The organism is Nocardioides sp. QY071, assembly GCF_029961765.1.
GTDB lineage: Bacteria > Actinomycetota > Actinomycetes > Propionibacteriales > Nocardioidaceae > Nocardioides.
Genome location: NZ_CP124681.1, coordinates 4,980,973 through 5,000,750 on the forward strand (window position 1 = coordinate 4,980,973; position 19,778 = coordinate 5,000,750).

Annotated in this window: 14 protein-coding genes; 7 read left to right on the forward strand and 7 right to left on the reverse strand. The window is 72.8% G+C overall.

Annotated features, from left to right (window positions below):
• The first annotated feature begins 20 nt into the window (after positions 1–20).
• The 6 genes from QI633_RS24030 to QI633_RS24055 all read left to right on the forward strand — a co-directional run bounded on the left by QI633_RS24030 (position 21) and on the right by QI633_RS24055 (position 10,593).
• Positions 21–677, forward strand: a complete 657-nt coding sequence (locus tag QI633_RS24030) for a hypothetical protein (RefSeq protein ID WP_282427294.1) — start codon at positions 21–23, stop codon at positions 675–677.
• 137 nt (positions 678–814) lie between these two features.
• Positions 815–1,711, forward strand: a complete 897-nt coding sequence (locus QI633_RS24035) for a LysR family transcriptional regulator (protein ID WP_282427295.1) — start codon at positions 815–817, stop codon at positions 1,709–1,711.
• 84 nt (positions 1,712–1,795) lie between these two features.
• Positions 1,796–4,441: a pyruvate dehydrogenase (acetyl-transferring), homodimeric type gene (gene aceE, locus QI633_RS24040; RefSeq protein ID WP_282427296.1), complete on the forward strand. Its 2,646-nt coding sequence runs from the start codon at positions 1,796–1,798 to the stop codon at positions 4,439–4,441.
• Positions 4,442–4,452: 11 nt separating this feature from the next.
• Positions 4,453–5,733, forward strand: coding sequence for a dihydrolipoyllysine-residue acetyltransferase (gene aceF, locus QI633_RS24045; RefSeq protein ID WP_282427297.1), 1,281 nt, complete (start codon positions 4,453–4,455; stop codon positions 5,731–5,733).
• Between the two features lie 17 nt (positions 5,734–5,750).
• The gene (locus QI633_RS24050; protein ID WP_282427298.1) at positions 5,751–9,161 is read left to right on the forward strand and encodes a pyruvate carboxylase; all 3,411 of its coding nucleotides are present in this window, start codon (positions 5,751–5,753) and stop codon (positions 9,159–9,161) included.
• A 52-nt stretch (positions 9,162–9,213) separates the two neighbouring features.
• Complete coding sequence (locus QI633_RS24055; protein WP_282427299.1) at positions 9,214–10,593, forward strand: NAD(P)/FAD-dependent oxidoreductase; 1,380 nt, start codon at positions 9,214–9,216, stop codon at positions 10,591–10,593.
• On the opposite strand, the gene QI633_RS24060 is transcribed toward QI633_RS24055, so the two are convergent.
• The 4 genes from QI633_RS24060 to QI633_RS24075 all read right to left on the reverse strand — a co-directional run bounded on the left by QI633_RS24060 (position 10,574) and on the right by QI633_RS24075 (position 15,170).
• Entirely contained in the window at positions 10,574–12,082 is a 1,509-nt protein-coding gene (locus QI633_RS24060) for an aldehyde dehydrogenase family protein (RefSeq protein WP_141797012.1), read from the reverse strand. The genes QI633_RS24055 and QI633_RS24060 overlap by 20 nt on opposite strands.
• Before the next feature lie 110 nt (positions 12,083–12,192).
• On the reverse strand, positions 12,193–12,999 hold the full coding sequence (locus tag QI633_RS24065) for a vWA domain-containing protein (protein WP_282427300.1): 807 nt from the start codon (positions 12,997–12,999) through the stop codon (positions 12,193–12,195).
• A 143-nt stretch (positions 13,000–13,142) separates the two neighbouring features.
• A complete protein-coding gene (locus QI633_RS24070; protein ID WP_141797011.1) occupies positions 13,143–14,048 on the reverse strand; it encodes a MoxR family ATPase in 906 nt (301 codons plus the stop codon).
• Between the two features lie 9 nt (positions 14,049–14,057).
• Complete coding sequence (locus tag QI633_RS24075; protein WP_141797010.1) at positions 14,058–15,170, reverse strand: NDMA-dependent alcohol dehydrogenase; 1,113 nt, start codon at positions 15,168–15,170, stop codon at positions 14,058–14,060.
• Between the two features lie 176 nt (positions 15,171–15,346).
• On the opposite strand from QI633_RS24075, the gene QI633_RS24080 reads away from it, so the two are divergent.
• Positions 15,347–16,957, forward strand: a complete 1,611-nt coding sequence (locus tag QI633_RS24080) for a helix-turn-helix domain-containing protein (protein ID WP_282427301.1) — start codon at positions 15,347–15,349, stop codon at positions 16,955–16,957.
• Here QI633_RS24080 and mftF read toward each other — a convergent pair.
• Genes mftF through mftE form a run of 3 tightly spaced genes read right to left on the reverse strand, consistent with a single transcriptional unit; the run spans position 16,951 to position 19,777 of the window.
• Positions 16,951–18,378: a mycofactocin biosynthesis glycosyltransferase MftF gene (mftF, locus tag QI633_RS24085; protein WP_141797009.1), complete on the reverse strand. Its 1,428-nt coding sequence runs from the start codon at positions 18,376–18,378 to the stop codon at positions 16,951–16,953. The genes QI633_RS24080 and mftF overlap by 7 nt on opposite strands.
• The gene (locus tag QI633_RS24090; RefSeq protein WP_282427302.1) at positions 18,375–19,103 is read right to left on the reverse strand and encodes a mycofactocin-coupled SDR family oxidoreductase; all 729 of its coding nucleotides are present in this window, start codon (positions 19,101–19,103) and stop codon (positions 18,375–18,377) included. Before QI633_RS24090 ends, mftF begins: the two co-directional genes overlap by 4 nt.
• Entirely contained in the window at positions 19,100–19,777 is a 678-nt protein-coding gene (gene mftE / locus QI633_RS24095) for a mycofactocin biosynthesis peptidyl-dipeptidase MftE (protein WP_141797007.1), read from the reverse strand. Before mftE ends, QI633_RS24090 begins: the two co-directional genes overlap by 4 nt.
• Position 19,778 lies beyond the last annotated feature (1 nt).

Consider the following 19,778-nt stretch of genomic DNA (forward strand, 5'->3'; position numbering starts at 1 on the left):
CTCTGCGGCAGAATCCAGGCGTGCAGCTGCGCCACGTCACCGGCTCGATCGCGGACTTCCACGCCCGGGTGATCCCGGACGACCTCGCCGAGGCGGAGGTGTGGTCCTTCGAGCCCTCCGCCCCGGCACTGGTCCTCGGCAGCGCCCAGGACCACACGACCGCCTCGGCGGAGGCGACGGCCGCCGCTCACATCGACGTCGTACGACGACGCAGCGGCGGCGGCGCGGTCCACGTCGACCCTGCGCGGTCGGTGTGGGTCGACGTCGTGGTGCCGCGCCACGACGAGCGGTGGAGCGACGACGTGCGGGAGTCGGTGTACTGGCTCGGCGAGGCGTGGCAGCGGGCGCTGGCGCGCCTGGGGATCGACTCCGAGCTGTACCGCGGCGGGCTCGAGCAGACGCCGTGGGGTCGGCTGGTCTGCTTCGCGGCGCTCGGCCCGGGCGAGGTGCTCGTCGGCGGCCGCAAGCTGGTCGGCATCTCCCAGCGCCGCACCAAGGCCGGAGCGCGGTTCCAGTGCATCGCCTACGACCGCTGGGACCCGTACGACGTCCTCGACCTGCTCGACCTGACGACTCCCGACCGGGCGGCCGCCGGCGCGGACCTGGTCGACCGGGCCACCGGGGTGGGCGACCGCCTGGCCGAGCTGCGCGCCGCGATCCTGAACGAGCTCACCTGAGGTCGGGCCGGGTTCTCTCGGCGCCCCATACGAATTGGCTGCGAACTCGCGCGGCACGCGACCAGAACGTAGGGGGCGCCGGAGAACCCGACACCGTGGACCTGGCCGGCAAACCCATGCGCTGAGAACATGGGTTCATGGAGCTGGACACCATCCGCGCATTCCTTGCCGTGGCCGACGGCAGCACCGTGACCGAGACGGCCGAGCAGGTGCACCGCACCCAGCCCGCCGTGTCCCGCGCACTGGCCCGGCTCGAGCGCGAGGTGGGCACGCCGCTGTTCCAGCGGGTCGGGCGCGGCCTGGTGCTGACGCCGGCCGGCCGAGAGCTGGCCCTCCATGCGCGGGAGACGATCGAGTCCTACGAGCGCGGGGTGCGCTCGGTGCAGGACATCACCGCGCCGGACGGGGGCTTCGTGCCCGTCGCCTTCCTGCACACGCTCGGCACCTGGCTGGTGCCCGAGCTGATCCGCGAGTTCCGCGCCAAGCGGCCCCAGGTGCGCTTCGACCTGCGCCAGCACGGCGACGAGGGGCTGATCGACGACCTGCTCGGCGGCGCGGTCGACCTCGCCATCACCGGCGACCGGCCGGGCCTGCCCCAGCTGGAGAGCCGGCGGCTGTTCCTCGAGCCGCTGCGGCTCGTCGTACCGCCGGACCACTGGCTCGCCCGTCGCCGTACGGCTCGCCTCGAGGACGTCCGGGACGAGCAGTTCATCGTGCTCAAGCCCGGCTTCAGCCTGCGCACGGTCACCGAGGACCTGTGCGCCGAGGTCGGCTTCGCACCGCGGATCGGGTTCGAGGGCGAGGAGGTCGAGACCCTGCGCGGCCTGGTCTCGGCGGGCCTCGGTGTCGCGCTGCTGCCCGAGCCGCGCGGTGGCGCGTCCCCGGCCGCACCCTCGATCCGGGTCAAGGACGTGCGCGCCTCGCGCGAGATCGGGCTGGCCTGGGTCCGCGACCGGAGCCTGCCGCCGGCGTCCGCGCACTTCCGCGAGCACGTGCTTCGGACGAGCCGGAAGATCCATGTTGCTGATGCATAGATCAACCGAAAACTAGGCATTGGACGCATTCCAGCCGGGATCAGAGGATGGTGACGGCCATCACCACCGACCCGAGGACCTCCGTTGACCGACATCGATCCTGCCGAGACCCAGGAGTGGCGCGACGCGCTCGCGGCCGTCCTGGAGTTCGAGGGCGAGGCGCGCACGAAGTACCTGCTCGACCAGGTGCTCGAGGAGGCCCAGCGCCTCGGGTCCCGCGTGCCGTTCGTGGCGACCACGCCGTACGTCAACACCGTCCCGGCCGACGACGAGCCGACCCATCCCGGTGACCGCGCGGTCGAGCACCGGATCCGCTCCGCGATCCGCTGGAACGCGCTCGCCATGGTGCTGCGCGCCAACAAGGACTCCACCGAGCTCGGCGGCCACCTCGCCAGCTTCCAGTCCGCCGCGACCCTGTACGACGTCGGCTTCCAGCACTTCTGGCACGCCCCGACCGAGAAGCACGGCGGCGACCTGGTCTACGTCCAGGGCCACCTCTCCCCCGGCATCTACGCCCGCGCCTTCCTCGAGGGCCGGCTGACCGAGGCGCAGCTCGACAGCTTCCGCCAGGAGACCGGCGGCAACGGGCTGTCGTCGTACCCCCACCCGTGGCTGATGCCCGACTTCTGGCAGTTCCCGACCGTCTCGATGGGCCTCGGCCCGCTGATGGCGATCTACCAGGCCCGCTTCCTCAAGTACCTCCGCGCCCGGGGCCTCGCCGACACCGCGGGCCGCAAGGTCTGGGCCTTCCTCGGCGACGGCGAGACCGACGAGCCCGAGTCGCTCGGCGCGATCTCGATGGCCGCGCGGGAGAAGCTCGACAACCTCGTCTTCGTCGTCAACTGCAACCTGCAGCGCCTCGACGGCCCGGTGCGCGGCAACGGCAAGATCATCCAGGAGCTCGAGGGCGTCTTCCGCGGCGCCGGCTGGAACGTCATCAAGGTGATCTGGGGTTCCGGCTGGGACGAGCTGCTCGCCAAGGACACCACCGGCGCGCTGAAGCGACGGATGATGGAGTGCGTCGACGGCGAGTACCAGACCTTCAAGTCCAAGGACGGCGCCTACGTCCGCGAGCACTTCTTCGGTGTCGACCCCGAGCTGGCGCAGATGGTGGCCGGCTGGAGCGACGACGAGATCTGGCGGCTCACCCGCGGCGGTCACGACCCGCAGAAGGTGTACGCCGCCTACGCAGCCGCGAACGCCCACACCGGCACGCCCACCGTGATCCTGGCCAAGACGGTCAAGGGCTACGGCCTCGGCTCGGCGGGCGAGGGCATGAACATCAGCCACCAGGCCAAGAAGGTCGCCGAGCCCGCCCTGCGCGCCTTCCGCGACCGGTTCTCCATCCCGATCGCCGACGAGCAGCTCCTCGATCTGCCCTACCTCTCCTTCCCGGAGGGGTCGGAGGAGCACGCCTACCTGCACGCGCGGCGCAAGGAGCTCGGCGGCTACCTGCCCGAGCGCCGTCGTACGTCGACCGCGCTGAACGTGCCCGGTGTCGAGGCCCTCGGCCAGACCGGCGGCTCCAACGGTCGCGCCATCTCGACGACCATGGCGTTCGTCCAGATCCTGACCAAGCTGCTGCGGGACAAGGAGATCGGGAAGCGGGTCGTCCCGATCGTGCCCGACGAGGCGCGCACCTTCGGCATGGAGGGCCTGTTCCGGCAGGTCGGGATCTTCTCGCAGAGCGGGCAGCTCTACACGCCCGAGGACGCCGACCAGCTGATGTTCTACAAGGAGGACGCCAGCGGCCAGATCCTCCAGGAGGGCATCAACGAGGCCGGCGCGATGTCGTCGTGGATCGCCGCCGCGACGTCGTACTCCAGCAACGACACCGCGATGATCCCGTTCTACATCTACTACTCGATGTTCGGGTTCCAGCGGATCGGCGACCTCGCCTGGGCCGCCGGCGACATGCGCGCCCGCGGCTTCCTGCTCGGCGGCACCGCCGGCCGGACCACGCTCAACGGCGAGGGCCTCCAGCACGAGGACGGGCACAGCCACCTGCAGGCCGCGATGATCCCCAACTGCGTCGCCTACGACCCGACGTACGCCTACGAGCTGGCGGTCATCGTCGCCGACGGCCTGCGCCGGATGTACGCCGAGCAGGAGGACGTCTTCTACTACCTGACCCTGATGAACGAGAACTACGAGCACCCGCCGATGCCCGAGGGCGCCGCCGACGGGATCCTCAAGGGGATGTACCTCCTGCAGCCCGGCAAGGGCCGCGGCGCCGCCAAGGTCGACCTGCTCGGCTCGGGCACCATCCTGCGCGAGGTGATCGCCGCCGCCGAGCTGCTCGCCAAGGACTTCAAGGTCAAGGCGAACGTCTGGAGCGTGCCGAGCTTCACCGAGCTGCGGCGCGACGGCCTGGCCGTCGAGCGGTGGAACACCCTGCACCCGCTGGAGGAGCCGCGGACGTCGTACGTCGCGCAGTGCCTCGGCTCCGCGTCGGGGACCGTCGTGGCCGCGACCGACTACATGAAGGCGTACGCCGACCAGATACGCGGGTTCGTGCCCGGCAGCTACACCGCACTGGGCACCGACGGCTTCGGCCGCTCCGACTACCGGCGCAACCTGCGCCGGCACTTCGAGGTGGACCGGCACTTCATCGCCGTCACCGCCCTGCGCCGCCTGGCCGACGAAGGCGTCGTCACCCCCGACGTCGTCGCCGAGGCGATCGAGAAGTACGGCATCGACCCCGACCGGGCCGACCCGGCCCACGCGTGAGGACAGCAGAAGTGGACAACCGCACCGACATTCGCGTTCCCGACATCGGCGACTTCTCCGACGTACCCGTCATCGAGGTGCTCGTCGCTCCCGGCGCCGTCGTGCGCGCCGAGGACCCGCTCATCACCCTGGAGACCGACAAGGCCACCATGGAGGTGCCCTCCCCCGTCGACGGCACCATCGTGTCGGTCTCGGTGAAGGTGGGCGACACGGTCAGCCAGGGCACCGTGATCGCGGTCGCGGAGATGGCTGTCGCGGAGGCCGCGCCTGCCGCTCCGGAGGTCGAGGAGGTTGCGCAGCAACCGTCACGAGACCCCGGAACCTCCGCCGACGGTCCCAGCACCACCTCACCGGGTCTCGTGACGGGCGCTAGCGCGCCCTCCTCGACCTCCGAGGACGGCCTGCGGGCCACGCCGCTGGTACGACGCCTCGCCCGCGAGCTCGACGTCGACCTCACCACGGTGAGCGGCAGCGGCCCGAAGGGCCGGGTCACCAAGCAGGACCTGCTCACCCACTACGACCGCGCCGTCGCACCCGCGGCCGGCGGATCCCCCGCAGGTGCGGGGATCCCGGCCGTCCCCGAGGTCGACTTCTCGAAGTTCGGCCCGGTCCGCCGCGTCCCCCTCTCTCGGATCAAGAAGATCTCCGGCCCGCACCTGCAGCGGTCCTGGCTCAACGTCCCCCACGTCACGCACTCCGACGAGGCCGACATCACCGACCTCGACGCCTACCGCCGCGAGCTCGACGAGGCCGCGAAGGCCGACGGCTACCGGGTCACCCTGCTCAGCTTCCTGCTCAAGGCCGCGGCCGCGACGCTGCGGAAGTACCCCGAGGTCAACAGCTCGCTGTCCGGCGAGGAGCTCGTGCTCAAGGACTACGTGCACGTCGGCGTCGCCGTCGACACCCCCGACGGCCTGGTCGTCCCGGTCGTGCGCGACGTCGACCGCAAGGGCATCCTCGAGATCAGCCGCGACCTCGCCGACCTCTCGTCCCGGGCGCGCGACGGCAAGCTGACCGCGACCGACATGCAGGGCGCGACGTTCACGATCAGCAGCCTCGGGGGCATCGGCGGCACCGCGTTCACGCCGATCGTCAACGCACCCGAGGTGGCCATCCTCGGCGTCGTACGCTCGAAGATGGCACCGGTCTGGGACGGCGAGACCTTCGTCCCCCGGCTGATGCTCCCGCTGTGCCTCTCCTATGACCACCGGGTGATCGACGGCGCGCTGGCTGCCCGGTTCACCGCGCACCTCGCCCACCTGGCCGCCGACGTACGCCGCCTCTCGCTCTAGATCCCGCAGGAGTCCCGATGTTCTCGAAGGTCCTGGTCGCCAACCGTGGCGAGATCGCGATCCGTGCCTTCCGTGCGGCCTACGAGCTGGGGGCGGCGACGGTCGCCGTGTTCCCCCACGAGGACCGGGGCTCCGAGCACCGGTTGAAGGCCGACGAGGCCTACGAGATCGGCGAGCGCGGGCACCCGGTGCGGTCCTACCTTGACCCCGAGGCGATCGTGGCGGCGGCGGTGGCCTGTGGGGCGGACGCGATCTACCCGGGCTACGGCTTCCTGTCGGAGAACCCGGCGCTGGCCGAGGCGTGTACGGCGGCCGGCATCACCTTCGTCGGTCCCTCGGCCGAGGTGCTGACCCTGACCGGCAACAAGGCGCGGGCGATCGCGGCCGCCAGGGCGGCCGGCGTACCGACGCTGCAGAGCGTGGACCCGTCGACCGACGTCGACGCCCTGCTCGCGGCGGCCGAGGCGATCCCGGCCCCGCTGTTCGTCAAGGCGGTCGCCGGTGGCGGCGGGCGAGGCATGCGCCGCGTCGACGACCGGGCCCAGCTGCGCGAGGCGATCGAGACCTGCATGCGCGAGGCCGAGGGCGCGTTCGGCGACCCGACGGTCTTCATCGAGCAGGCGGTGGTCGACCCGCGGCACATCGAGGTGCAGATCCTGGCCGACGGCACCGGCGAGGTGATCCACCTCTTCGAGCGGGACTGCTCGGTGCAGCGGCGGCACCAGAAGGTCGTCGAGATCGCCCCGGCACCCGGCCTCGATCCGGAGCTGCGGGAGCGGATGTGCGCCGACGCGGTGCGCTTCGCCCGTGAGATCGGCTACTCGTGCGCCGGCACCGTGGAGTTCCTGCTCGACCCGGCGGGCAACTACGTGTTCATCGAGATGAACCCGCGGATCCAGGTCGAGCACACGGTGACCGAGGAGGTCACCGACGTCGACCTGGTCCAGGCCCAGCTGCGGATCGCGTCCGGCGAGACCCTCGCCGACCTCGGGCTGGCCCAGGACTCCGTGCGGTTGCGAGGTGCCGCGCTGCAGTGCCGGATCACGACCGAGGACCCCGCCAACGGGTTCCGTCCCGACACCGGCACCATCACGGCGTACCGCTCCCCGGGTGGGGCGGGCGTGCGGATCGACGGCGGCACCACCTTCACCGGCGCCGAGGTCAGCCCACACTTCGACTCGATGCTCGCCAAGCTCACCTGCCGCGGCCGGACCTTCGAGGACGCCGTCGCCCGCGCGCGACGCGCGGTGGCGGAGTTCCGGATCCGTGGTGTGGCCACGAACATCCCGTTCCTGCAGGCGCTGCTCGACGATCCCGACTTCGCGGCCGCCTCCACCGGCGCCGTGACGACGTCGTTCATCGAGACCCACCCACAGCTGCTGACCGCCCGCGCGTCGGGCGACCGCGGCACCCGGCTGCTCACCTACCTGGCCGACGTGACGGTCAACCAGCCGCACGGTGGCATCCCCGTCTCGGTCGCCCCGGTCGCGAAGCTCCCTTCTCTCGACCTCGCGGCCGCCGTGCCGGACGGGTCGCGGCAGCGGCTGCTCGCCGTCGGCCCGGATGCCTTCGCCGCGGAGCTGCGCGCCCGGACCGGCGTGGCCGTCACCGACACGACCTTCCGCGACGCCCACCAGTCACTGCTCGCCACGCGCGTGCGGACCCACGACCTGGTCGGCGTGGCCGGGCACGTGGCCCGGATGACGCCCGAGCTGTGGTCGCTGGAGTGCTGGGGCGGGGCGACGTACGACGTCGCGCTGCGCTTCCTCTCCGAGGACCCCTGGGACCGGCTGGCCAAGCTGCGCGCGGCCGTGCCGAACATCTGCCTGCAGATGCTGCTGCGCGGGCGCAACACGGTCGGCTACACGCCGTACCCCACCGCCGTGACGGACGCCTTCGTCGAGGAGGCCGCCGCCACCGGGATCGACGTGTTCCGGATCTTCGACGCCCTCAACGACGTCGAGCAGATGCGGCCCGCGATCGACGCGGTGCGCGCCACCGGGACCGCCGTCGCCGAGGTCGCGCTCTGCTACACCGGCGACCTGTCGTCGCCGGGCGAGGACCTGTACACGCTCGACTACTACCTGCACCTGGCCGAGAGGATCGTCGACGCCGGCGCGCACGTGCTGGCGATCAAGGACATGGCCGGCCTGCTCCGCGCCCCGGCCGCGACCACCCTGGTGACCGCGCTGCGCGAGCGGTTCGACCTGCCGGTGCACCTGCACACCCACGACACCGCCGGCGGCCAGCTCGCCACCCTCACCGCCGCGATCGCGGCCGGGGTGGACGCCGTCGACGCCGCGACCGCGTCGATGGCCGGCACCACCTCCCAGCCGCCGCTGTCCTCGCTGGTCGCGGCCACCGACCACTCGGAGCGCTCCACGGGGCTCTCCTTGGCAGCCGTCAACGCGCTGGAGCCCTACTGGGAGGCGGTCCGCCGCCTCTACGCGCCCTTCGAGTCCGGGCTGCCCGCCCCGACCGGGCGCGTGTACCGCCACGAGATCCCCGGCGGCCAGCTCTCCAACCTGCGCCAGCAGGCGATCGCGCTCGGCCTCGGCGAGAAGTTCGAGCAGGTCGAGGACATGTACGCCGCCGCCAACGACATCCTCGGCCGCGTCCCCAAGGTCACCCCGTCCTCCAAGGTGATCGGCGACCTGGCCCTCGCCCTCGTGGCCAACTCCATCAACGCCGGCGCGGACCCCATCCAGACAGCAGAGGCGTTCGCGGCCGACCCGTCGTCGTACGACATCCCGGCGTCGGTCATCGGGTTCCTCCACGGCGAGCTCGGCGACCCGCCGGGCGGCTGGCCCGAGCCCTTCCGCTCCCGCGCGATCGAGGGCCGCCCCTGGACCCCGCCCGCCGAGGAGCTGTCGCCCGAGGCAGAGGCGGGGCTGGTCTCCGACCGGCGCGGGACGCTGAACGAGCTGCTCTTCCCCGGCCCGACGCGTGAGTACGCCGAGGCGCGGGCCCGCTGGGGCGACCTGTCCGTCGTACCGACGGCCGAGTTCCTCTACGGCCTCCAGCCCGACACCGAGCACGCCGTCGACATCGACGAGGGCAAGCGTGTCCTCGTCGAGCTCGAGGCGATCGGCGAGCCCGACGAGCGCGGCTACCGCACCGTCCTGGCCCGCCTCAACGGCCAGATCCGCCCGATCTCCGTGCGCGACCGCTCCGTGTCCGCCGAGGTCGCCGCCGCCGAGAAGGCCGACCCCGCGAAGCCCGGCCACGTCGCCGCCCCGTTCCAGGGCGTCGTCACCGTCACCGTCGCCGAGGGCGACGAGGTCGCCGCCGGCGACACCGTCGCCACCATCGAGGCGATGAAGATGGAGGCCTCGATCACCGCGCCGGTGGGCGGTGTCGTCGAGCGGCTCGCGATCCGCGGGACGAACCCCGTCGACGGCGGGGACCTGGTGCTCGAGCTGGGGTGACGCGTAGTAGCCAGCCGTCGGTGGATCGGGCTGGGTCGCCTAGCCTCGGCTCATGAGCGACATCGACACCGTCGTGGTCGGGGCGGGGGTCGCGGGCCTGACCGCGGCCCGGCTGCTGGCCGCCGCCGGCCAGCGCGTGGTCGTGCTCGAGGCCCGCGACCGGGTCGGCGGACGGACCCACTCGCAGCGGAGCGACGGTCTCGTGACGGACCTCGGTGCCTCGTGGATCCACGGCATCGATGACAACCCGCTGTTCGCCGCGGTCCGAGCGTTCGGCATGCCGACCGTGGAGCTCACGGTCGGCAGCTACCAGCCCGACAGCCGCCCGATCGCCTACTACGACCCCGAAGGCGTCCGTCTCGACCAGGCGCAGGTGGACCGGTTCGCCGCCGACGTCCACGCCTTCGACGAGCGACTCGCCACGGCGGTCGCGGCCTCGAGCCACGGCACGTCGTACGAGACCGTGGTCGAGACGACGCTGGCGGAGCTGGCGTGGCCGGCCGATCGTCGAGAGCGCGTGCGCGAGTTCCTGCGGCACCGCACCGAGGAGCAGTACGGCGTGTGGATCGGCGACCTCGATGCGCACGGCCTCGACGACGACCAGGTCGAGGGCGACGAGGTCGTCTTCCCCGACGGCTTCGACGCCCTCGCCAGGCGCCTGGCCGAGGGTGTCGACGTGCGTCTCGAGCAGGTGGTGACCCGGTTGCGGTGGAGCACGGACGGCGGCGTCGTCGTCCGCTGCGGCGACCGCGACCTGGCTGCCCACCGGGCGATCGTGACCGTCCCGGTCGGGGTGCTGAAGGCCGGGGCACTCGTCATCGAGCCGCCCCTGCCCGATCCCCTGGCCGGCGCCCTCGACCGGCTCGAGATGAACCACTTCGAGAAGGTGTTCCTGAGCTTCCGCGAGCGGTTCTGGGCGCCCGACGTCTACGCGATCCGCCGCCAGGGACCGGCCGCCGCCTGGTGGCACTCCTGGTACGACCTCACCCCGCTGCACGGCGTGCCGACCCTGCTGACGTTCGCGGCAGGTCCGTGCGCACAGGCGATCCGCGGCTGGACCGACGAAGCGATCACCGCATCCGTGTTCGCTGCGCTGCGCGAGATCCACCCCCACGCCGACATCACCCCCACGGCGGTCGAGGTGACCCGCTGGCGCGACGACCCCTTCGCCCTCGGGTCCTACGCCTACATGACCGTCGGCTCCACGACCGAGGACCACGACGTGCTCGCCACACCAGTCGGCGGCGTCCTGCACCTGGCCGGCGAGGCGACCTGGACCGAGGACCCGGCAACGGTCACCGCCGCCCTCCGGTCGGGACACCGCGCTGCCGAGAAAGTGCTCGGTCGGTCGGTGGCGATCGAGACGCTCTGGGCGGCGGTCGTGGACCGATCCGCCGCCCAGGCGAGTCGAGTCACGCGAGCAGCGCGTTGACCGACTTCTGCTCGGTGTAGGCGTCGATCGCCGAGGCGCCGAGCTCGCGGCCCCAGCCGGACTGCTTGTAGCCACCGAAGGGCATCGCGGCGTCGAAGGCGTTGTGGCAGTTGATCCAGACCGTGCCCGCCTTGATCTGGCGGGCGGTGCGGTGCGCCTTGGTGACGTCCCGGGTCCAGACGGAGGCCGCCAGTCCGTACGGCGTGTCGTTGGCCGCCGCGGCCACGCCCTGCTCCGCGTTGAACGGGGTCGCGACGACGACCGGGCCGAAGATCTCCTCGCGGTAGACGCTGAACGAGGAGTCGACGTCGACCAGGACGGTGGGCTCGACGTAGTAGCCGGTGTCGCCGTGCCGGCGGCCGCCGGTCAGCGCCCGGGCGCCGTCGCGCAACCCGGCGTCGACGTACCCGAGGACCCGGTCGAGCTGGGTCTGCGAGACGAGGGGGCCGACCTCGCTGGTGGGGTCGAGGCCGGGACCGAGCTTGCTGGCGGCAGCGACCTCGGCGACGCCCTGGGTGAACTCCTCGAAGATCTTGTCCTCGACGAGCAGCCGGGTCCCGCTGGTGCAGGTCTGGCCGTGGTTGAACAGGAAGCCCGAGGCGGTGCCCGGGATCGCGAGGTCGAGGTTCGCGTCGGCGTACACGACCTGGGGGCTCTTGCCGCCGAGCTCGAGGCTGACCTTCTTCAGGTTGCCCTTGGCGGCGTCGACGATCAGCTTGCCGACCTCGGTCGAGCCGGTGAACGCGATCTTGTCGACATCGTCGTGGGCGGCCAGCGCGGCCCCGGCCTCGCCGTACCCGGTCACGACGTTGAAGACGCCGTCCGGCAGGCCGCACTCGGCCATGATCTCGGCGAGACGGAGAGCGGTCAGCGGGGTGTCCTCCGCCGGCTTGAGGACCACCGTGTTGCCGCAGGTGAGTGCGACCGGGATCTTGAAGGCGGCCATCAGGAGCGGGAAGTTCCACGGCACGATCGCGCCGCAGACGCCGACCGGCTCGCGCAGCGTGTAGGCGTGCCACTGGGTGCCGGGCGCCCACGGGACCGAGACGGGGATGGTGCGGCCCTCGATCTTGGTGGCCCAGCCGGCGTAGTACTGGAACAGCTCGGCGACCCAGGTGACGTCGACGGCCTGCGCGACACCGGCGGACTTGCCGTTGTCGAGCGCCTCGAGCTGGGCGAGCTCCTCGGCGTGCTCGTAGATCGCCTCGCCGATCCGGAACAGCAGGCGCTGGCGCTGGGCCGGCGTCCACAGCGCCCATTCGCCCTCGAAGGCCCGGCGGGCGGCGCGGACGGCGCGGTCGACGTCCTCCGCCTCGCCGCGCGCGACCTCGGTGAGCACCTGGCCGGTGGCCGGGTCGCGGGTCTCGAAGGTGCGGCCGGAGGCGGCGTCGGTCCACGCCCCGCCGATGAACAGGCCCTTGGGGCGCGACAGCCACTCGCGTACCTGCGGCAGCACGGCGGTGTCGGTGGGGACGAGCAGGTCGGTCATGTTTCCTCCGTCAGGGGTGGTCGATCGTGCGGTGCGAGCGTCGTCCGCCCCGCCGTACGGCGGTGTTCAGCTTCTGGACATTCCGCGTCAGCCTCAGCCTGATTGCAGGCTCAGGGCGCCAGCAGCCGATCCAGCACGACCGGCAGCTCCGCGAGCGCGTCGAGCGAGGCCATCCGCGCTCCGGCCTCGCGGGCGAACCGCCGGGCCTCGTCGTCGTCCGACGCCGGCGCGACGACCAGCAGCTCGTCGAGTCCGCGCGCGGCCGGGATCGGGTCCACGTCGTCGGTGACCCGGCAGTCCGAGAGCAGCAGCGTGATCCGGCGCCGGGCCCGGGCGCCGGACAGCTGATCGCGCGCCGCCCGCAGCGCTGCGTCGAGCGAGGTCATCCCGTGGCCACGCAGCCCGAGGACCCGTTCGACCGTACGGCGGGCCGGGCTCGCCGTACCGAGCGCGACGACCGTCTCTGCCCGGCGGTCGAAGGCCACCACCGCGAACTCACCACCGGAATCGGCCGACCTGAGGGCGCAGGCAGCGGCAGCCATGGCCGCGGTCGCGAGCCGCCGGCCTTCCATCGAACCGGAGCGGTCGACGAGCAGGCACAGCGCGGTCGCCGGCCTCTCCCACACCGACGCGGTCAGCTCGTCGAGGGCCGGCGGGCGTCCCTCGCCGCGGGCCACGGCGACCGCCTCCAAGGAGGCGTCGAGGTCGAGGTCGCCCCCGCGGTCGGCGCGGGTCGGCCGCAGCCGGCCGGCACCGATCCGGCCGTGCGGACCGCTGCGTGCCCGCTCGATGACCAGCCGCGGCACGAGCGCCTGGACCCGCGCCCGCAGGGCGGGGTCGGTGGCGCGACTCATCAGCGCGAGCAGCGGCAGCACGTCGTCCGGGTCCTCGGCGACGGCCGCCTCGACGGCCGCCACGTCGAGCTCGCCGACCTCCGGCGAGAGCTCCTCGAACCGCGGGTTGCGCGCCAGCTCGCAGCGGCCGTTCGTGCGCTCGGGCCGCCCACGGCGCGAGGTCGCCGGGGGCGGCGGGGAGGTGCCCGCCCCGACCGGGGGCGGGCTCAGGCTTCCCCCGGGCGCGGCTCCTCCGCAGCGTCGCCTCCGGAGGAGGGCGGCGGTCCGAAGTGCGTGGTGTAGAGCTCGGTGATGATCTCCTCGGGCCGCCGGGTGGACGCCTCGTCGACGCGTACCCGCCCGCTCAGCGCGACCAGGGCCGCGTCGAGCCCGGCCTGCCAGTCGTCCTCGGCGACGTCCCGCGCCCGGGTCAGCTGGTGGTTGATCCCCGCCAGGTCGATGGTCCCGCGCACCGACGAGCCGACGCGGAGCTCGGGGTGCTCGCGGGTCGCCCGCACCAGCGCGACCGCGCGGTCGCGCCAGTCGTCCGAGGGGACCGGTGCCCGCTGGGCGACGATCCGCGCCTCGGCACCGGCGGACTGGTAGCCCATCGCGATCCGGCAGGTCCGGTCGTAGACGGCCGAGGAGACGCGGGCGGTGCCGACGGCGTCGTACGGGTTCATCGCCGCGACGACCGCGAAGCCCGGCGCCGCACGGACCAGGCCGAGCCGAGGTACGACGATCTCCCGCTCCGACATCACGGTGAGCAGCGTGTTGAGGGTCTCCTCGGGCACCCGGTTGAGCTCCTCGACGTACAGCAGGCCGCCCTCGCGCATCGCCGTGAGCAGCGGCCCGTCGACGAAGACGTCGGGCTGGTAGCCCCGGCTGAGCACCAGGGCGGGGTCGAAGTGGCCGACCAGCCGGGCCGGGGTCAGCTCGGCATTGCCCTCGACGAGGGCGAACGAGCGGTCCCGGCCGGCGGCGACCCGGCGCAGGAGGGTGGTCTTGCCGGTGCCGGGAGGCCCCTCGAGGACGACGTGGGCGCCACTGGCCAACGCCGCCTCGAGGAGCTCGGTCTCCCGTGCCCGGTCGACGACCCCGAGGGCCGCGAGCTCCGACAGCACAGCAGTCATCAGCCCTCGTCAGTGCTCGTGGACGACGACGCCGCGCACGTTCTTGCCGTTGAGCAGGTCGTCGTACCCCTCGTTGACCTGGTCGAGGGTGTAGGTGCGGGTGAGGATCTCGTCGAGCTTGAGGTCGCCGGACTGGTAGAGGCCGAGGATCCGCGGGATGTCGACGGTCGGGTTGCAGTCGCCGAAGAGGCTGCCGCGCAGCTCCTTGCGGAACAGCGTGAGGATCGAGCCGGGCAGCTGGATGTTCGTCTCCTCCAGCTTGTTGAGGCCGGTCAGCACGACCTTGCCGCCCTTTCCGACCGCGTTGAAGCCGTCGGCGACGATCTCGGAGGTCATCAGCCCGGGCGTGAGGATCGCCGAGTCCGCCATCTGCCCGCGGGTCAGGTTGGTGATCGTCTCCATCGCGAGCTCGGCGGACTCGAACGCGTGCGTGGCGCCGAGCTCCATCGCCTTCTCGCGCTTGTTGGCGAGCGGGTCGATCGCGATGACGTTCTTGGCGCCGGCGAGCGCGGCACCCTGGACGGCGTTGATGCCGATGCCGCCGATGCCCATGATGACGACGGTGTCGCCGGCCCTGACCTCGGCGGTGTTGACGGCCGCGCCCCAGCCGGTGGGTACGCCGCAGCCGACCAGGACCGCCTTCTCCAGCGGCAGGTCGTCATCGACCTTCACGCACGAGTTCTGGTGGATGACGCCGTACTGGCTGAAGGTGCCGAGCATGCACATGGCGCCGTACTGGCCTGCGGGCCCGGTGATCGGGAACCGCTCGCCGGGCAGGTAGCCGTCGAGGATGGTGGCACCCATGTCGCAGATCGACTGCTGCCCGTTGGCGCAGTAGCGACAGCTGCCGCAGTTGGGGATGAACGAGCAGACGACGTGGTCGCCGACCTTGACCCGGCTCACGCCGGGGCCGACCTCCTCGATGATGCCGGCACCCTCGTGCCCCAGGACCATCGGCAGCCGCGCCTCCAGGTCGCCGTGGGCGATGTGCACGTCGGAGTGGCACAGCCCGGCGTGGGTGTAGCGGATCAGCACCTCGCCCTCGCGGGGCTTGTCGAGGGTCAGCTCCTCGATCACGATCGGCTTGCCGGTCTCGTAGACGACTGCGGCCTTGGTCTTCATGAGGGTTCTCCTGGAGTGGGGCGCCGGGGCGTCGGCGACGGGGACGTGACGCCGGACACACTCGCAACGCGGCGGCCCCTTGGTTGTTCAGAAACTGGACAACCGGCTGCCAACCCCGTGGCGTTTACTGTGACCGCGGTCACGAGGCCGGTTGACGGCAGGTTGAGGAGAGACGCGTGGCGACTGGAACCGAGGAGCTCCGCGACCCGATCGCGCAGTCGTGGCAGCGCGCCGCGATGGCCGGGCTGACCCCGGGCAGTGCGCTGGACCACGTGACCTACAGCGACGTCGACACGTCCGGTCCCCTGCTCTCCGCGGCATCGGAGGTGCTCGACGACCTCAACGACCAGCTGCAGGGGACGATGTTCTCCACGTTGCTGGTGGACCGCGAGGGCCGGATCGCCCAACGCTGGTGCGGCGACCGCGGCGGCCGCCGGGCCTTCGACCACCTCGGGCTCGACGTGGGCGCCTCGCTCCTGGAGGAGGCCGTGGGCACCAACGCCCTCGGCACCGTGCTGGAGACCCGGACGAGCATCTCGATCAACGGCAGCGAGCACTTCGCGGTCCCGCTGCGGCGGTTCAGCTGCTACGGCCACCCGATCTTCCATCCGACCACGCGCCGGATCGAGGGAGTCCTCGACATCACCGCGCTGATGGAGGAGGCGAGTCCCCTGTTGCCGCCCCTCGTGGCTCGCGCGGTCGCCGACATCGAGCAGCGACTGCTCGACCGCAGCCGCGTCTCCGACAAGCAGCTGCTCGCAGCCTTCCAGGCGGCCGGGACCCGGCGCCGCGCGGTCGTGGCGATCGGGCAGGACCTCTTCATGTCGAACCAGGCGGCCTCCGACCTGCTCGGCTCGACCGACGTCGCCCTGCTGCGGATGCTCGTCGGCGACCTGCACGACAACGCCGACGTCGACCTGACCCTCGAGTCCGGGTTGGAGGTCCGGGTCGAGGCCAGTCGGGTCGGCGGGGCCCGCGGAGGTGCGCTGCTCCACGTCGAGCCGCGCCGCGAGCTCCGGGTGGCCCCGCACCCGTTCCGTCCAGACCTCGCCCACGCGCCCGTGCTGGTCTCCGGTCCCCCCGGGTCCGGCCGCTCCACCGAGGCGCGCCGCGCGAGCGAGGTCCAGCCGGTCACGGTCCTCACCGCCGCCTCGGCGCTGCTCGACGGCGCCGAGGCGTGGGCGCGGAACTTCGGCGCCCTGGTCCGCGCCGGTCAGGGAACCGTCTGCGTCGACGGCGTCGACCTGCTCCCCGACGACCTCGTCGACCTCGTCGCCTCACACCTCGCGGAACGACGGGCCCCGCGGCTGGTGCTGGTGTGCGGCCCCGTCGACGGCCTGTCGGGGAGGGCCGCCGCGCTCGCCGGCGAGTGCACCGAGCGTCGGGTGCTGACGTCCTTGTCGAGTCGGCCGCACGAGCTGCCCGAGCTGGTCCGGCGGATGCTCAGGGAGCTCGGTGCGGACCCCTCGCTGCACTTCACGCCGGGCGCGCTGCGCGCCCTCTCGGCCCAGCCGTGGCCCGGCAACCTGCGCGAGCTGCGGGCCGTCGTCGACCACGTCGCCCGCCACCAACGCACCGGCGCGGTCGTGCTCGACCAGCTGCCCGAGGCCTACCGGGCCCAGGAGCCGACCAAGCGGCTCGCCCCGATCGAGCACGCCGAGCGGGCCGTCATCGTCGAGGCACTGCGCGAGCACGGCGGCAACAAGGTGAAGGCGGCGCAGTCGCTGGGCATCTCGCGCACCACCCTCTACGCGAAGATGCGGGCGCTGCGGATCACGGTCTACTGAGCCGGGCGTCCGGTCGCGCCCGGTCGGCGCACGAGGAGACAGCGCGGACTGCGCCGGCGGATCGCGCCCCACCACAGGCCGCTGCCGTAGGCGAGGTCGTCCAGCCGCCGGGCCACGAGCGCGGTGAACGGGTCGATGCCGGTGCGCTCGCGGAGGAAGACGGCGAGGTCGATCACGACCGCGGTGGCGAGCGCGCGACGGACGGAGCGGCTGAAGGGAGCGGCGAGTGCGGCGAGCGGCCACCAGTGCCGGAGCAGGAGACCGGCTTCCTGGCGCACTGCCCATGCGGTGCCCTTCGCGGCGAGCCGGGCAGCGACCACGGTCCGGCCCTCCTCGACCGGCAGCTGCGGGGCGAGCCGACGGGCGGTGACGGCACCCGCGACGACCGCCACGGGGAGCGACCACCGACGTCGCTGCAACAGCGCCCAGCCGCTGAGGGCCATCATCGGCGACAGCACGGCGGGGGCGACCTTGTCGCCGTGACGCGCGGCGAGGTCGGCGCCGCCGGTGCCGTAGAAGAACTTGCGGCCCAGCCAGGTGCGCACGGTGCCGCGGACGTCGTGGTCGGCGCGGACGCCGGGGTCGTAGCGGACGACATGGCCGGCGTCGACGAGCCGCCAGACCAGGTCGACGTCCTCGGCGACGCGCCACCCGTCCTCGAACCCACCCGTGTCGCCGGCAAGGAGGTCGGTGCGGCCGACGAGGCAGGCGGAGGGGAGCCAGCCGGTCGCCGCGCCGGGCCGGACCACGCCGCCGGTGCTGCCCAGGTCGAGCGAGGAGGCGGCGGCGTCGTACCGCTCGAACCAGCGGGCCCGACGACCGGGTGCGGTGCGCACCTTGCCGACCACCTGCGGACCGACCAGTGCGACCTGCGGGTCGGCGCAGTGGCGGGCGAGGTCGAGCAGGCGAGAGGCGTCGATGGTCACGTCGGAGTCGACGAAGGCGACGAGCGGGGTCCGGACGAGCCGCAGGCCCGCGTTGCGCGCGCCGGCAGGACCGACGTTGGTGGTGAGCCGGTGTACCCGGGCGCCGTGCCGGTGGGCGACCTCGGCCACCCGGTGCGGCTGCTCGGAGTCGTCGTCGACCACGATCACCGGCAGCGGCACCAGCGCCGCCAGGCAACGGGCCAGCTGCTCGCTCCGGTCACGCACGGGTACGACGACGGTGAGCTCGGTCAGCGGGACCTCGACATCGCCCAGCAGGGGGTTCGCGAGGTTGCCGTCGAGCAGGCGGCGGGCCAGGCGCGCCGTGGCCTGGTCCTCGACGACCAGGTCGCCGCCGGCCAGCAGGCTGCGGGCCCGGTCTCCGAGCCGGACCGCGCGCACCGGGGAACCGCCGACCAGCAGGCGGCCGCCGTCCGTGAACACCACGTCGTCGCGCAGGCGGACCCGGAAGCCGTCGGCGAGGGTCGCGGTCGTCATGGCGCGAAGCCTCCGTCGGCGCGCACGACCGACCCGTTGAGCACCGCCGCTTCGCTGCTGCAGCAGAACACGAGCGCGGCGGCGACCTCCTCGGGCTCGAGGATGCGCCGGAGCAGCTGGTTGTCCGCGAAGGTGTCGACGTCGTCGAGCCCGTAGAGCGCCGCGGTGGCCTCCAGCATCGGCGTCCGGGTCGAACCGGGTGACACGGCGCACGCCGTGACGCCGGTGCCGACGAGGTCGGCGGCCAGGCCCTTCACGAGTCCGATGACGGCGTGCTTGGCGGCGTTGTAGGCGGCGAGGTGGTGCAGGCCGTGGTGGCCGGCGGCGGAGGCGACGGCGACGAAGCGGCAGCCGGACGGGTCGGGGCCGGCGAGCATGGCGGGGACGGTGACGGCTGCGGTGTTCCACACGCCCTTCACGTCGACGTCCCAGAGCAGGTCGAGGTCGGCCTCGGGTGTCTCCCAGAGGGGCCGGCCGCCGGCGACGACCGCGGCCGCGGCGACGGCGGCGTCGAGCCGGCCCCACGTCTCGATCGCGAGGTCGACGGCCGCGGCCAAGGCGGACCGGTCCCGGACGTCGGCGACGACCGGGAGCACCTGAGGGTCGGTCTCGGCGATGGTGAGCTCGTCGACCGCGACGACGCGGTTGCCCCGGGCGACGAGGCGACGTACGGTCGCGGCGCCGATGCCGCGCGCCGCCCCGGTCACCAGGACCACCCGGGTCATCGTCGGACCGCGTCCACGACGTCTGCGACCATCGACGCGAGCGCCGCTGCCCCCTCCTCGGCGCTGGCTCCCGTCGGGTCGCCGAGGACGCCGTTGGGCGAGACCGCCTTGACCCCACCCGCCATCATCAGCGGGAGCAGCTCCGCGAGGGTCCCGGTGTTGCCGGCCTCCGCGCGGTCGAGCCAGACGTTCCACGGCGCGATGTGCAGCATCAGCGAGGTCTCGGTGCGGCCCGCGTGCAGGTCGACCTCCTCGGTCGCGCAGGCCGCCCAGTCGACGTCGTGCCCCTCGTCCACCAGCCGACGTACGGCGCCCCGCAGGGCCACGACGTTGCCACCGTGGGCGTTGACGAACACGATCCGCGACGCCCAGGTGGACATCGACCGGGTGAGCTCGACGAGGACGTCGTGAAGGACGGTCGTGCCGATCGAGCTGGTGCCGGAGAAGTCCTGGTGCTCCCCGCTCGAGCCGTAGGTGAGCGCGGGCGCGACCAGGACCGACGTGCCGGCCGCCGTCATCTGCTCCGCGGCGCGCGAGGCCACCGTGGTCGCGATGATCGTGTCGGTGTCGAGCGGCAGGTGCGGACCGTGCTGCTCGATCGAGCCGACCGGGACCAGCACCGTGGGTCCTGCCGGGATGGCGGGCGAGGTCGCGGACGCCAGCTCGGGGGCCATG

What these genes read in the sequence shown, in the direction of transcription:
- QI633_RS24035 (WP_282427295.1), top strand. Translation starts at nt 815, where the DNA reads ATGGAGCTGGACACCATCCGCGCATTCCTTGCCGTGGCCGACGGCAGC.
- QI633_RS24050 (WP_282427298.1), top strand. Translation starts at nt 5,751, where the DNA reads ATGTTCTCGAAGGTCCTGGTCGCCAACCGTGGCGAGATCGCGATCCGT.
- QI633_RS24055 (WP_282427299.1), top strand. Translation starts at nt 9,214, where the DNA reads ATGAGCGACATCGACACCGTCGTGGTCGGGGCGGGGGTCGCGGGCCTG.
- QI633_RS24060 (WP_141797012.1), bottom strand. Translation starts at nt 12,082, where the DNA reads ATGACCGACCTGCTCGTCCCCACCGACACCGCCGTGCTGCCGCAGGTA.
- QI633_RS24070 (WP_141797011.1), bottom strand. Translation starts at nt 14,048, where the DNA reads ATGACTGCTGTGCTGTCGGAGCTCGCGGCCCTCGGGGTCGTCGACCGG.
- QI633_RS24075 (WP_141797010.1), bottom strand. Translation starts at nt 15,170, where the DNA reads ATGAAGACCAAGGCCGCAGTCGTCTACGAGACCGGCAAGCCGATCGTG.
- mftF (WP_141797009.1), bottom strand. Translation starts at nt 18,378, where the DNA reads ATGACGACCGCGACCCTCGCCGACGGCTTCCGGGTCCGCCTGCGCGAC.
- QI633_RS24090 (WP_282427302.1), bottom strand. Translation starts at nt 19,103, where the DNA reads ATGACCCGGGTGGTCCTGGTGACCGGGGCGGCGCGCGGCATCGGCGCC.
- mftE (WP_141797007.1), bottom strand. Translation starts at nt 19,777, where the DNA reads ATGGCCCCCGAGCTGGCGTCCGCGACCTCGCCCGCCATCCCGGCAGGA.